13 protein-coding genes are annotated in these 13,416 nt (G+C 56.6%); all 13 read left to right on the forward strand.

Features of this window, described 5'->3' with window-relative positions:
- The first annotated feature begins 10 nt into the window (after positions 1-10).
- The 13 genes from ACR0CZ_RS01870 to ACR0CZ_RS01930 all read left to right on the forward strand — a co-directional run bounded on the left by ACR0CZ_RS01870 (position 11) and on the right by ACR0CZ_RS01930 (position 13,251).
- A complete protein-coding gene (locus ACR0CZ_RS01870) occupies positions 11-1,237 on the forward strand; it encodes an extracellular solute-binding protein (RefSeq protein ID WP_170394097.1) in 1,227 nt (408 codons plus the stop codon).
- 63 nt (positions 1,238-1,300) lie between these two features.
- Positions 1,301-2,329 (forward strand): carbohydrate ABC transporter permease, encoded by a 1,029-nt coding sequence (locus tag ACR0CZ_RS01875; protein WP_170394095.1) that lies wholly within the window; start codon positions 1,301-1,303, stop codon positions 2,327-2,329.
- Position 2,330: 1 nt separating this feature from the next.
- The gene (locus ACR0CZ_RS01880; RefSeq protein ID WP_170394093.1) at positions 2,331-3,212 is read left to right on the forward strand and encodes a carbohydrate ABC transporter permease; all 882 of its coding nucleotides are present in this window, start codon (positions 2,331-2,333) and stop codon (positions 3,210-3,212) included.
- Between the two features lie 178 nt (positions 3,213-3,390).
- Positions 3,391-4,380, forward strand: a complete 990-nt coding sequence (locus ACR0CZ_RS01885) for a nuclear transport factor 2 family protein (RefSeq protein WP_170394091.1) — start codon at positions 3,391-3,393, stop codon at positions 4,378-4,380.
- 132 nt (positions 4,381-4,512) lie between these two features.
- Complete coding sequence (locus tag ACR0CZ_RS01890; protein ID WP_170394089.1) at positions 4,513-5,049, forward strand: ester cyclase; 537 nt, start codon at positions 4,513-4,515, stop codon at positions 5,047-5,049.
- Positions 5,050-5,053: 4 nt separating this feature from the next.
- Entirely contained in the window at positions 5,054-6,385 is a 1,332-nt protein-coding gene (gene hisD / locus ACR0CZ_RS01895) for a histidinol dehydrogenase (protein WP_170394087.1), read from the forward strand.
- Complete coding sequence (locus tag ACR0CZ_RS01900) at positions 6,382-7,434, forward strand: ester cyclase (RefSeq protein WP_170394085.1); 1,053 nt, start codon at positions 6,382-6,384, stop codon at positions 7,432-7,434. Before hisD ends, ACR0CZ_RS01900 begins: the two co-directional genes overlap by 4 nt.
- A 1-nt stretch (position 7,435) precedes the next feature.
- The gene (locus ACR0CZ_RS01905) at positions 7,436-8,203 is read left to right on the forward strand and encodes an SDR family oxidoreductase (RefSeq protein WP_170394083.1); all 768 of its coding nucleotides are present in this window, start codon (positions 7,436-7,438) and stop codon (positions 8,201-8,203) included.
- Entirely contained in the window at positions 8,203-9,222 is a 1,020-nt protein-coding gene (locus ACR0CZ_RS01910; protein WP_170465610.1) for a LacI family DNA-binding transcriptional regulator, read from the forward strand. Before ACR0CZ_RS01905 ends, ACR0CZ_RS01910 begins: the two co-directional genes overlap by 1 nt.
- Positions 9,219-10,208 (forward strand): nuclear transport factor 2 family protein, encoded by a 990-nt coding sequence (locus tag ACR0CZ_RS01915; RefSeq protein WP_170394079.1) that lies wholly within the window; start codon positions 9,219-9,221, stop codon positions 10,206-10,208. Before ACR0CZ_RS01910 ends, ACR0CZ_RS01915 begins: the two co-directional genes overlap by 4 nt.
- A 152-nt stretch (positions 10,209-10,360) precedes the next feature.
- Positions 10,361-11,323, forward strand: a complete 963-nt coding sequence (locus ACR0CZ_RS01920; protein WP_170394077.1) for a cupin domain-containing protein — start codon at positions 10,361-10,363, stop codon at positions 11,321-11,323.
- Between the two features lie 102 nt (positions 11,324-11,425).
- The gene (locus ACR0CZ_RS01925) at positions 11,426-12,550 is read left to right on the forward strand and encodes a cobalamin-independent methionine synthase II family protein (RefSeq protein ID WP_170394075.1); all 1,125 of its coding nucleotides are present in this window, start codon (positions 11,426-11,428) and stop codon (positions 12,548-12,550) included.
- Entirely contained in the window at positions 12,547-13,251 is a 705-nt protein-coding gene (locus tag ACR0CZ_RS01930) for an alpha/beta fold hydrolase (RefSeq protein ID WP_480537112.1), read from the forward strand. The genes ACR0CZ_RS01925 and ACR0CZ_RS01930 overlap by 4 nt, the downstream gene beginning before the upstream one ends.
- The last annotated feature ends 165 nt before the right edge of the window (positions 13,252-13,416 follow it).

Consider the following 13,416-nt stretch of genomic DNA (forward strand, 5'->3'; position numbering starts at 1 on the left):
GGAATCAAAAATGTTTCTAAAGAAAATCGCATTGGCCGGGTCACTGACCGCCTTTGCTGCGAGCGCGGGTTATGCCTGCGAGATCACGGATCGGGTCAACATCGTCGGCAACGAATTTGCCGCCATTCAGGCTGTGGCCGCTGCCGCAAAGGAATGCACGGGCGCATCTGTTGAATCCAACCTGACATCCGAACACCAAACCATCAACGTGGCCGGTCTGTCGGGCAATCCGTCGGAATACACCTCAGCCATCATCGCCAACAGCTCGATTGTGGCGTTGATGAATGAAGACGTTATCCGACCGCTCAATGACCTGGTCGAAAAACATGGTCAGAACCTGCAGCCGGGACAGTTAATCAAGATCGGCGATGACATCATGGCCATCGCCTTCATGGCCAACGCTCAGCACCTGATGTACCGCAAGGACGTTCTGGAACAGGCAGGCGTCGAAGTGCCGACCACGTATGAAGAACTGCTCGAAGCGGCCGAAGCCATTCGCGCGCAGGGCATAATGCAAAACCCGGTTGGCGGTGCTTATGCTGCGGGATGGAATCTGGCGCAGGAATTCAACAACATGTTCCTTGGCTATGGAGGTACTCATTTCAAGCCCGGCAGCGCAGAGCCCAACGTCAATACCGAGGCCGGTGTCAAAGCGCTGAACATGATGAAGGCTTTGTCCGAGTATATGAACCCCGACTTTCTGACCCATGATTCCAATGCCACCAACGCGGAATACCGCGCGGGCAATGTGGCGATCATGAATATGTGGGGGTCACGGGCGTCACAGCAGACCACAACCGAAGGTGTCTTGCAGGAAGTAATCGATGGCCATGCCATTGCAGCGCCGCTGACCGTGGGTGGCGGCACGACTCCGGCCTCGACCCTTTGGTGGGATGGATGGACCGTCGGCAAGAACATCTCAGATGAAGAGGCTGAGGCGACTTTTGTCGCGATGACGCATGGCGTCCGCCCCGAAATGTTGAACGATGAAACCACGCCGCTGGCAGTCTGGTTGATCGAAGGGTACGAACCTGCAGACGACGCGCAGGGTGTATTTGACGCTGCCAAAATGGGCACGACTCCTTATCCGATGCTGCCCTACATGGGTTTGATGCACAGTGCACTCGGCAATGAACTTGCCGATTTCATGCAGGGCAAGGAAAGCGCTGAACAGGCGCTGGCCGATGTCGAGGCCGCCTATCGCGCCGCGGCAATCGAACAGGGCTTCCTACAGTAAAACGCCCCTCGCGGGTGCCCAATTTGGGCACCCGCCCAATCAAGCCGACACGGGAATTGCGACATGCGCCATAAGACATTCCTTTGGTTTTTCCTGCCCACAGGACTTGCAATGCTGCTGTTCATTGCAATGCCCATCGTCTCGGTGGTGATCCAATCCATTTATGCCCCACACCCGGCGGTTCTGGTGGAAGTCGAAAACTGTACTCCGCTTGTCGGGTGCACAACCGAGACCACCATCGATCAGGAAGCCACCGCAGCGCTTCGTGCCGAACAACCATTGGGCAGATTTGTCGGGCTGGATATCTACTTTGATCGCGGCCACCTGGCGATACAGGAGGTTGGCGAAATCTGGGCGGCGAGTGACACGTGGGGTGACCTTTTCTCAGAGGTCGGAAACTTGCCCTTCTATCGGGCCATGGCCTTTACGCTGACCTTCACATTCATTGTGACACCCCTCACGATCATTCTGGGGCTGGTGATTGCGCTGGCGGTCAACTCACTGCACCGGCACCTCAAGGGTTTGATGATCTTCTTCTCGCTCTTGCCCATGATTGTGACACCGCTGATCGGCTCGCTCATTCTGTTTTGGATGATTGACAGTCGTGGCGTCATCGGCAACGCCCTTGTAAACTTGGCCGGAGATCCGGATTTCAGTCTAAAGGCTTCGACCGGGCTGATGTGGGTGGCGCTGATGGTTTATGGCGTCTGGAGTTCGGCCCCCTTTGCCTTCGTGGTATTCTATGCCGGTTTGCAAACTTTGCCCAAAGATCAGATCGAGGCGGCCCAGATCGATGGGGCAACCCGCTGGCAACAGGTCAAATTCGTGGTTGTTCCCCATCTCATGCCACTGGTTACGTTTGTTGCGCTGATCCAGTTGATGGATAATTTCAAGGTGTTCGAACCGATTATCGGCTTCAGCGCCGGTGCCCATGCGCAATCGCTCAGCACTTTCATCTTCAACGACCTCGGCGGTGAAACGCGACAGCTGTCCTCTGCGGCCGCTACGTCTGTGATCACGATTATCGGGGTCGCCATTCTGTTGTCGCCCGTGCTTGTCCGCACCTGGCGTGACTTCAAAGGAGCAAGATAACATGGCCAGCCGTGCGCAAAGAATGCCCAAAAGCCTTCGGATTGCTTCGTCGCTTTTTGTGATCCTTTGGTTCATCCTGGCCGCTTTCCCGTTCCTCTGGACGGTTTGGGGGTCGTTCAAGGTAGAGCTGGATTTCTTCTCGATCGCCGATTGGACCAACGCCTTAACCGGCGCGCGGACCGAGGCAGTTTATGGCTCACCCTTTACCACCACCGGTTACGAAGGGGCTTGGATTCAGGAAGAATTTTGGCGGAATGTTCTGAACACGGGGATCGTTTGCGTCTTTGTGGTCGCCATCTCGCTGACCATCGGAACGCTGGGGGGCTATGCGCTTTCGCGGTCGAGCTATAACTACACATTCTGGCTTTTGATCACGGCGCTGATCTTCCGCGCGATGCCGCCGATCACGTTGGTTTCGGGTTATCTGTTGCCCTTCTTTGAATGGAATATCTGGGGGATACTGCCGACGACAATTATCGTACTTGTCGCGATCAACCAGCCGTTCACCCTGTGGATGCTACACGCCTTCTTCAAGAACATCCCCAGCGAGCTTGACGAAAGCGCAAAGGTCGACGGCTGCAACCAGTTTCAGGCCTTCCGCCGCGTGATCATTCCGGTGATGTGGCCGGGTGTGATCACCACGGGGCTGTTCTCGTTTCTTCTGGCCTATAACGACTTTGCCGTTGGGGCGATGCTGTTGTCAGAAAGCAACCGCACGATGGTTCCAGCCATCGCTGCGTTCCTTGGTACAACGCAAACCGAGGGCAACGTAATGTTTGCCGTTGCGGCCGTGGTTTCTGCGACGGTTCCGCTGTTCATCTTGGTGATGTTCTTCCAGCGTCAGATTGTGGGCGGTTTGACCGCCGGGGCTGTGAAAGGCTGACGCTGATGGGACGCACGCATCCTCAGTCCGTATTTGCCCATGCGCACGCAGCCAGCCTGAATATGGCTGCGTGCCGGGCAAGGCGGCCAGGGCGAGTTCCTTTTGCTTTGATGCGCGCAGGGCCATGCGGGGCGTTTCTCCGCAGACGCCTTGAACAGATCCTACAGAGACAAAGTTAATGGAACGCCTCGACCGTAAACCCTTTCTGAATTTCACCGCCGCGCAACGCCATCCAGGCAATTTCCGGCCAGCCTATGAGGGGTTCTTCGCCCCCGGTGCACATGTCAACGTGGTGCATCCTTTCAACGAGGTCGCGGGTGGCCTCGGGCTGCACGATCACGTCATCGCCCCGCTCGCAGCCTCCTTCGATGGGCTTTTTCGGCGCGATGATATCGTCATGGCCGGTGTATTTGAAGGACAGGGCTGGATCAGCGCCACCGGCTATTTCGTCGGTCGGTTCTCGCGCGACTGGCTTGGTATCCGCGCCACAGGTGAGCTTGCCTATCTGCGCTTCGGCGAGTTCCACCGTATGCAGGATGGCAAGGCGGTGGAGAGCTATGTCTTCTTCGATATCCCAGAACTGATGCTGGCTGCAGGGCAATGGCCGATCACCGATAGCCCGGGCAAGACCCGTGGCTTCACCGGGATGATTCAGGGTCCAGCAAGCCATGATGGCATCTTGACCACGCCGCAAGACCCAGTCGAGGGGGCCAAGAGCTATCGTATGGTCACAGAAATGCTGGCCAAGCTTGCCACCAAGAACGAGGCCTGGCGCCCGTTCTGGCATGACAACATGGTCTGGTACGGCCCCGGCGCCTTCGGTTCTTTCGTCGGGCTCGAGAGTTTTGCAAGCTTCCAGGTGCCTTTCGAGGCCACCTTCGAAGGTTGGTCCGGAGGTAGTGCGGGAAATGGCATGACTGCGCATTTCACCCGCTTCGGCGAAGGCAATTACGTATGCTCGGGCGGCTGGCCTTCCTTGACCGGTGTCCAGGTGAAACCCTTCCTCGACCAGCCCGCAAGCGGAAAACGCGTCTTCATGCGGGTCTGCGACTGGTGGCGTCGAGAGGACGATCTGTTGGTCGAAAACTGGGTTTTCGTCGACATCCCGCATGTGTTGTTGCAGCTGGGATATGACCTTTTTGCCGACATCGCCGAGCAAGCCGCATGAGCAGCTCTGCAAGACATAACGCCGTTGGCCGCCACCCGGCGCTCAACCGGATGCCGAGGGATTTTCTGTCAGCTGATTGAGCTACCCGATGAAGACAGAATTTCTATTGGCACCAATACAAGGATGAGAAAGATGAAGGGTTCCCGCCCGGAACAGGCCGTGCTGACACGTGATACGGACCTCGACAAAACAGAAGACACCCGCCGTGTGATTGAAACCATGGTGGATGGTCTGAACGATCACCGCATAGATGACATCGGCGAATTCTTCTCGGAAGGCTTCCGCTGGATGGGCAATGAGGGCTGTGGCACAAAAACTGGCCTGAAAGAGTTTCAGGACAATTGGCAACGCCCGTTTCAGGCGGCTTTTTCGGACAAGACCTGCATCGACGAAGCGCGCCTTTACATGGGCGAATGGGCGGCTGCGTTTGGTCGACAGGAAGCAACCCATTCGGGTGAGTTCCTGGGGATCGCCCCCACCGGAAAGCGGGTCGAGATCCGATATATGGATTTCTGGAAAGTGGTCGACGGCAAGATCGTCGACAATTGGGTGAATGTCGATTTCGCGCATGTAGCGGCACAGCTGGGTGTCGATCTGTTTAACGGCGAAGGCTGGGAAGCATTTGACCGGGGTGAGAAGTCTCCGCCCCGGCCTGAAACTAAGGATTAGGACAATGACAATCGAGTATCTGAAACGTGGTAAGTCCGATGCTGACCGAGCCGAGGATGACGCCAAAACACGCGCTGTCGTCGAAGCGACACTGAAAGACATCGAAACACGTGGCGATGCTGCGGTACGCGAGCTAAGCGAGAAGTTCGATAACTATTCGCCAGCATCGTTTCGGTTGTCTCAAGACCAGATCGACGACCTGATCAATCAGCTGACGGATCGAGAGCTGGCGGACATCAAATTCGCGCAGGAACAAGTGCGCAACTTTGCACAAGCTCAGCGCGACTCGATGCTGGATATCGAAGTTGAGACTTTGCCGGGCGTCATTTTGGGCCACAAGAACATCCCCGTACAATCGGTGGGCTGTTATGTGCCCGGTGGCAAATTCCCGATGGTGGCCTCGGCGCATATGTCGGTGGCGACCGCCTCGGTGGCGGGCGTACCACGCATCATCGCCTGCACCCCTCCGTTTCAGGGCAAACCCAATGCAGCGGTGATCGCCGCCATGTATTTGGGTGGGGCGCATGAGATTTACGTGATGGGCGGCATTCAGGCTATCGGCGCCATGGCGTTGGGAACCGAGACGATTGATCCAGTCCACATGCTTGTCGGTCCGGGTAACGCCTTTGTCGCAGAAGCTAAACGTCAGCTATTTGGCCGCGTCGGTATCGACCTATTCGCCGGCCCGACCGAGACCATGGTGATTGCTGATGAGACCGCCGCAGACGCAGAGCTTTGCGCGACCGATCTTCTGGGTCAGGCCGAACATGGGTATAACAGCCCCTGCGTATTGCTGACCAATTCTCGCAAACTGGCCGAGGACACGATGGCCGAAGTGGACCGGCTGCTGGGCATTCTACCGACAGCGGGCACCGCAAAAGTATCGTGGGAGGAATATGGCGAAGTGATCGTCTGCGACACCTATGATGAGATGCTGCAGGTTGCTGATGACATTGCATCTGAACATGTGCAGGTCATGACCGATCGCGACGACTGGTTCCTTGAGAACATGACTTGTTATGGCGCACTGTTCCTTGGCCCGCGTACCAATGTCTCGAACGGTGATAAGGTAATTGGCACCAATCACACGCTACCTACCAAAAAAGCTGGCCGCTATACTGGTGGTCTATGGGTGGGTAAATATCTGAAAACACATAGCTATCAAAAGGTTCTGACTGATGAGGCAGCAACCTTGATCGGCGAATATGGCTCGCGCCTATGTATGCTCGAAGGTTTTGTGGGGCACGCCGAGCAATGTAACGTCCGCGTACGGCGTTACGGCGGCATCAATGTCCCCTACGGTGCGCCTGCACCTTATAGGGACGCCGCAGAATGAGTGACAGGCATACTGAGCACAAGACCCTGATCGCACAGGTCAGGGCTGCGATGTATGACTTTACCGAAGCCGGTGTCCGGCAGGCGTTGGATCAGATTTGTTCTCCCGACGCTGTGTTCCATCTGAGCTATCCGTTTGGCGACACCAATGGGAGTAATGCTTACTACGATTGTTGCTATCGCGATCTTCTGACCGCATGGCCCGATCTTGAGCGTCGCGATTATATCGTCATGGCTGGCCCTGATGAATTCGGGGCTGATTGGGTTGGATGCGGCGGGTACTATACCGGCACTTTCGCGGGGCCATGGCTGGAGATTCCGCCGACAGGCCATCAGGTCACCATGCGGTTTCACGAGTTTTTCCGGATCGAAAATGGCAAAATCGCCGAGGTGCAGGCGCTTTGGGATATCCCCGAAGTGATGATGCAAGCGCAGGCCTGGCCCATGGCACCCGGTTTGGGGCGGGAATGGCATGTTCCGGGACCCGCGACGCAGGACGGGCTGGTGCCCGGCCCGTATGACAAGGCCAAGGGCAAAGAGACCTGCCAGCACATTGTCGACATGCTGGATCATCTGACCAAACATCCCGTAGAAGGTGGTCCGGAGGTGATGGAGATGGAGCGGTTCTGGCATCCTCGGATGAACTGGTACGGCCCCTCGGGGATCGGCACAGGGCGGGGTATTGCGGGGTTCCGTAATTGGCATCAGATTCCATTCCTCAACGCAATGCCGGATCGCGGGCAGGATGTAGATGACATCACCTGTCATTTCTTTGGCGACGGTGACTATGCGGCTGTTACGGGTTGGCCCAACATGATCCAGACTGTCACCAATGATGGCTGGATGGGGATCGCACCGTCGGGCAAGAAGATCACGCTGCGCAGCCTCGATTTCTGGCGGCTTGAAAATGGCAAGATTCGCGAGAACTGGGTTCTGGTTGATCTGCTGGATACCTATCGCCAGCTGGGTGTTGACGTCTTTGCCCGTTTGCGAGAGTTCAACAAGGCGCGCGTTCCGGGCCGCATTCCGTTTCCGGTTGGCGAGGTCTGATATGTCCCAATTTCCCAGCACCCCAAGTTTCAATCTTAACGGCAAACGCGCATTGGTCGCGGGTGCGTCGTCCGGTATCGGCATGGCCTGTGCCGTAGCACTGGCAGAGCATGGCGCCGAAGTGACACTGGCGGCGCGGCGCAAGGATGCGTTGCAGGATCTGGCAACAGAGATGAACGCTCGGGGATGGTTGGCGAATATACTTGAACTGGATGTTTCTGACGTTGCAGGCACTGCTGATGCGGTGGCGCAAAACGGGCCATTTGATGTCCTGCTGAACTCAGCCGGTCTGGCCCGACACAGCAGGGCCGTGGACACACGGCCCGAGGATTTTGATGCGGTAATGGATGTCAATGTCCGGGGGGCCTATTTTCTGACCCAAGCGGTGGCAAAAGGATTGTTAGAAGCTGGGCGCCCCGGATCGCTGATGAACATCTCCAGCCAGATGGGCCATGTAGGCGGGCGGGAAAGGGCAGTCTATTGCGCGTCAAAATTCGCAGTCGAAGGCTTTTCCAAGGCGATGGCGCTGGAGTTCGGTCCTGCAAAAATTCGGGTCAACACGATCTGCCCAACTTTTATTCTGACCGATTTGACCAAGTCGACTTTTGATGACCCGGACAAGCGCGCATGGATATTGGACAAGATCAAGTTGGGCCGCCCGGGCGAGATCGAAGACATCATGGGGGCAGTGGTTTATCTTGCAGCGGATGCATCGGCTTTGGTGACGGGCACCGCGTTGATGATAGACGGAGGTTGGACAGCAGACTGATGGCGGCGCAAAAAGTTACATCCATGGAGGTCGCCCGCCTCGCCGGGGTCAGCCAGTCTGCCGTTAGCCGTGTGTTCACTCCGGGGGCGTCAGCCTCGAAGAAGACGATTGAAAAGGTGCGTCAGGCCGCCAAGCAACTGGGCTATCGGCCGAACGTCCTTGCGCGTGCCGTAGTGTCCGGCAAAAGCCGGATCATTGGGCTTGTTGTGGCGTATCTGAATAATCAGTTTTATCCTGAAGCACTGGAAAGGTTGACGAATACGCTGCAGGAGCGCGGCTACCATGTGATGATATTCATGGCGTCGAACCAGGCCGAAAACGTCGATAGCGTGGTTGAGGAATTGCTCGACTTTCAAGTCGACGGCATAATCGCGGCATCGGTGGCCCTGTCGTCGACCTTGTATGAACGTTGTCGGACCGTGGGTGTACCGATGGTGTTGTTCAATCGGGCACAGGATGATCTCACTATGTCATCGGTTACATCCGACAATGTCGCCGGTGGCCGAAAGGCAGCCGAGTTTCTGCTGGCTGGCGGTCATGAGAAGATCGGATATATCGCCGGGTGGGAGGGCGCTTCGACCCAGCGCGATCGTGAAGCGGGATTCGTAGCGGCCCTGCAAGAGGCGGGTGTCAAACTGCACGCCCGTGGAGCCGGAAACTTCATCGCAGAACAGGCGCGTGAGGCAACGCTACGCATGTTCGCGTCCGATCCACCGGACGCTGTGTTCGTGGCCAATGATCACATGGCGATCTCTGTGATGGACACGCTGCGGTTCGAGTTGGGCCTGCAAATTCCGGCCGATGTCTCGGTTCTGGGATATGACGATGTCGCCGTTGCCTCTTGGCCAGCCTACAATCTGACAACTATTCGTCAGCCTGCCAATCGGATGGTTGCCGAAACCGTCGATATTCTACTTAGCAAGATCGAAAATCCCGCTGCCGCGCCGCGCCGCACCGAGATTGACGGACCTTTGATCGTTCGCGGCTCCGCCCGCATACCTGAAGGATGGAAGACATGAAGGGATTTGATCCCAAATTCAAAGATTTCCCGGATTATATCATCGGCATCACCAAAGAGATTTGGGAAGACCGTGGCATTGCGACTCTGCATCAATATTACAGCCCAGACATCGTCGTCCGCTCGCCCGGTTCGGTTGTGTTGGGTAACCAGAATGTCATTGGTGCAACAATGGCCACGTTGGCCGAGTTCCCCGACCGTCAGCTGCTGGGCGAGGATGTGATCTGGTCGGGCACCCCGGAAGAAGGCATGCTGAGCTCGCATCGTATCCTGTCGACCGCCACGCATCGGGGCAATGGTGTCTATGGCAAAGCCACCGGAACACGCTTGCGATACCGAATTCTGGCCGACTGCCACGCCATCGACAACATGATCGATGACGAATGGCTTATCCGAGATCAGGGTGCGATTGTCCGGCAAATGGGCTGGGATCCCAAGGAATATGCCGCCGATCTGATAACGCGTGAAGGTGGGGCCGAGGCCAGTGTGAAGCCTCTGTCACCTAAGAACGACATCGAAGGTCCCTACAAGGGGCACGGCAATGACAATGAATGGGGACGCCGCCACGCGGATCTGCTGACACGGATAATGAATGCAGATATGGGCGCGATTGAACGAGAGTATGACCGAGGCGTGCAGACCGAATATCCCGGCGGTGTCACGGGCTATGGCTGGGATTCGGCTGATCGGTTCTGGATGTCTTTGCGTGCAGCCATGCCAAGCGCAACGTTCACCATCCATCATCAAATCGGGCGCGATGATCCGAATATGCCGCCCCGCTCGGCCCTGCGCTGGAGCTTGCATGGCAAGCATGACGGTTGGGGCGTGTTCGGCAAGCCAACAGGTGCTGAGTTGTATGTGCTGGGGATCAGCCATGCCGAATGGGGCGAGTTGGTTGGAGGCGACATCAGGCTGCGACGCGAATGGACCTTGTTCGATGAAACCGCGGTCTGGAAACAGCTTCTGTTGGAAACCGGGGATCTCTGATGCCTCAAACGCGCGTCGCATTGGATGCCAGTGAAGGAACCCGGCGGTACCACGGCCACCGGGCGTCCTTGCGGGCGCGGCGGCTGAATAATCGCCCTCCGGGTGCATGAGGATCGAGACCTCTTGTACCAATTCAATGAACGGAGACCATTATGAGTACGATCCAACAACGCATTGTCCGCTACGGCGAACTGCAGCCCTGTAAAACTGCATTTATTGACGCGCACACGCCCGGTTCGGACCAGAAGGAAAACTTTACAATCGTCGGCGGTGGCGTATCCGAAAGCCCCGATCAGCATGTCCACATCACCGACAAAATCGGTTTCAATATTGGCGCGGCGGGGCAACCTCCGAAATGCCGGAATTCGCTGCACAGCCACACCACGGCCGAGGTGTTCTTTGTCGCCAAAGGACGTTGGCGGTTCTTCTGGGGTCGCTATGGCACTGCGGGTGAGTTTATTGCCGAGGAAGGTGACATATTTAACATTCCAACTGGCATCTTTCGCGGTTTCGAAAATGTCGGGCAGGATTATGGGATGATCATGTCGATCCTGGGCGGCGATGATGCGGGTGGCGGTGTCACCTGGGCACCACAGGTGATCGAAGACGCGCAGGCGCATGGGCTGATGCTGGGCGACAATGGCGTGCTGTATGACAGCAAGAAGGGTCAGGAACTGCCCCACAACGTGCGCCCCATGCCGCTGCTGACCGAAGAAGAGCTTAAGAGCTATCCGGAAGTTCCGGTCGAAGATGTTATCGGCAAATATGTGGCACGCTATTGGGATCTGATGGCGCTTTCCGCTAACAAGCCAGCCAAAGTTATTGGCGAAGATGCCCTGATCAAGGATAAGCCGGGGTTTGAGGTCGATTTCCTCGGGCGCGGCTCTTGTTTGAACGAACCCGTCGCGGCGCATATGCCCGTCGTCCTCATGCCTGCGAGTGGTCATTGGCGGATTACAGTCGATGGCTATGAAACAACTTTGTCCGCAGGCGACACAGCGCTGATTCTGTCAGGTGAAAGCTACAGTATCGTGCCCTCAATGACCGGAGAGGCCGGTCTGTATCGTATCACGGCAACGGACGATCCTGCCGGTGCTACCTGGACCGGTGCTTAAAGGCAAAGTTGCGCGCTCCGATCTCCTTCGGGGCGCGCAGTATGTGACCCGTTCTTCGCTTTGGACTCGGCACAGGGAAGTAATTGAATTGGAGATGACATGATGACCCGAATTTCAACCACCCACGTGGGGAGTCTGCCGCGTAGTCAGGAAGTCGTCGATTTCATCTTCGCGCGTGAGCGGGAGGAACCGTTCGATCAGACAGATTTTGATGCCTGCATGACGAACGCGGTGTCCGAGACCGTAGGCAAACAGGCTGCAGCGGGGATCGATATTGTATCAGATGGCGAGACTTCGAAAATCTCTTACGCGACCTACGTCAAGGACCGCTACACCGGGTTTGCAGGCGACAGCCCGCGCAACGCTCCGGCTGATCTGAAGATGTTTCCGGGCTTTCTTCAACGTTTGGCGAATGATGGCGGAACTCCGCAATACGCGCGGCCCATGTGCGTAGGCGACGTGCGCTCGAAAGGGCAGGGCGAGTTGCAGAAGGATATCGACAACCTCAAAAGAGCCATGGCTGAGCACGGGATTGAGCGCGGATTTATGAATGCTGCCAGCCCGGGTGTGATCTCTCTTTTTCTGCAGAACGACTATTACCCGACGCGCGAGGCGTATTTGGCCGCGCTGGCCGATGCGATGAAATCCGAATATGAAACCATCGTCGCGGCGGGCCTGGATCTTCAATTGGATTGTCCCGATCTTGCCCTGTCGCGCCATATGCTGTTCACCGATCTTTCTGACGAGGAATTTGTCAGTATTGCCGAAATGCATGTCGAAGCGCTGAACCATGCATTGCAGGATGTGCCCGCCGACAAGGTTCGGGTTCACATCTGCTGGGGCAATTACGAAGGTCCGCATTGCTGCGATATCGGAATGGACAAGGTGTTCTCGACTTTGATGTCAACCAAGTCGCGCTATGTGCTGTTTGAAACCTCGAACCCGCGCCATGCACATGAATGGACGGTGTTCCGCGACCGCAAGTCCGAGATACCCGATGACAAGGTACTTGTGCCGGGCGTGGTCGATACCACCACGAACTTTGTCGAACACCCTGAATTGGTCCTGCAACGTCTTGAGCGGTTCGTGAACATCGTGGGAGCGGAGCGGGTGATTGGCGGATCGGATTGCGGTTTTGGCACTTTTGCGGGGTTTGGCGCTGTCGATCCTGATATCGCCTATGCCAAACTGAGTGCGCTGGCCGAAGGGGCTGCTCTGGTCAAATGACACCACTTGTCCTTTTGCCGGGCATGATGTGCGATGCTCGGCTATTCTCGCCGCAAATTGGTGCATTGTCTGGCAGATATCCGATACTTGTCGCCCCCATTGGTGCGCATGATACGATGCAGGCTCTGGCCGCCGAGGTTTTAAAACACGCGCCCGACCGGTTCGCATTGGCCGGTCTTTCCATGGGAGGCATTGTTGCGATGGAAATGCTGCGGCAAGCACCGGGGCGTGTAGCGGGGATGGCGTTGATGGACACCAACCCGCTGGCAGAGGTGGATCAGGTCAAGGCGAGGCGTGAGCCCCAGATAGAGGCGGTTAAAAACGGTCGGCTAAGCGATGTGATGGCCGAGGAAATGAAGCCCAACTATCTGACCGATGGCCCTGATCGACAGGCAATTCTGGACCTATGCATGGATATGGCTATGGCCTTGGGGCCGGAGATTTTTGTTAACCAATCCAAGGCCCTACGAGATCGCCCGGATCAAAGTCACACATTGCGCGCTTTCAAGGGATCTGCGCTGGTCCTTTGCGGCCGTCATGATGCGTTATGCCCAGTCGAACGCCACGAATTGATGCATGACCTGTTGCCGCAAAGCCGGTTGGAAGTCGTCGAACACGCGGGCCATTTGCCAACTCTGGAACAACCGCAGCAAACCACGGTGGCGCTGCTGCGCTGGCTGGAGACAATCGAAGCAATCTAAGCCGGATTTCCGCAAGGCCGTAGATAGCTCTGGCGGAAACTGACTACGATATTACTCTGTCGGACTTGGAGCCCCTATCGTAGCGTGGATGCAGCAGTAACGTTTAAGGGTTTCAGAAGCACCCAAATCTGGTTCAGAGCCTGCTGTCGCGATCAAAACTGCACT

This window comes from Ruegeria sp. H9, assembly GCF_056532915.1.

Bases quoted from the DNA above. Each gene is read 5' to 3' on its own strand.
- ACR0CZ_RS01870 (WP_170394097.1), top strand. From the start codon at position 11: ATGTTTCTAAAGAAAATCGCATTGGCCGGGTCACTGACCGCCTTTGCT.
- ACR0CZ_RS01875 (WP_170394095.1), top strand. From the start codon at position 1,301: ATGCGCCATAAGACATTCCTTTGGTTTTTCCTGCCCACAGGACTTGCA.
- ACR0CZ_RS01880 (WP_170394093.1), top strand. From the start codon at position 2,331: ATGGCCAGCCGTGCGCAAAGAATGCCCAAAAGCCTTCGGATTGCTTCG.
- ACR0CZ_RS01885 (WP_170394091.1), top strand. From the start codon at position 3,391: ATGGAACGCCTCGACCGTAAACCCTTTCTGAATTTCACCGCCGCGCAA.
- ACR0CZ_RS01890 (WP_170394089.1), top strand. From the start codon at position 4,513: ATGAAGGGTTCCCGCCCGGAACAGGCCGTGCTGACACGTGATACGGAC.
- hisD (WP_170394087.1), top strand. From the start codon at position 5,054: ATGACAATCGAGTATCTGAAACGTGGTAAGTCCGATGCTGACCGAGCC.
- ACR0CZ_RS01900 (WP_170394085.1), top strand. From the start codon at position 6,382: ATGAGTGACAGGCATACTGAGCACAAGACCCTGATCGCACAGGTCAGG.
- ACR0CZ_RS01905 (WP_170394083.1), top strand. From the start codon at position 7,436: ATGTCCCAATTTCCCAGCACCCCAAGTTTCAATCTTAACGGCAAACGC.
- ACR0CZ_RS01910 (WP_170465610.1), top strand. From the start codon at position 8,203: ATGGCGGCGCAAAAAGTTACATCCATGGAGGTCGCCCGCCTCGCCGGG.
- ACR0CZ_RS01915 (WP_170394079.1), top strand. From the start codon at position 9,219: ATGAAGGGATTTGATCCCAAATTCAAAGATTTCCCGGATTATATCATC.
- ACR0CZ_RS01920 (WP_170394077.1), top strand. From the start codon at position 10,361: ATGAGTACGATCCAACAACGCATTGTCCGCTACGGCGAACTGCAGCCC.
- ACR0CZ_RS01925 (WP_170394075.1), top strand. From the start codon at position 11,426: ATGACCCGAATTTCAACCACCCACGTGGGGAGTCTGCCGCGTAGTCAG.
- ACR0CZ_RS01930 (WP_480537112.1), top strand. From the start codon at position 12,547: ATGACACCACTTGTCCTTTTGCCGGGCATGATGTGCGATGCTCGGCTA.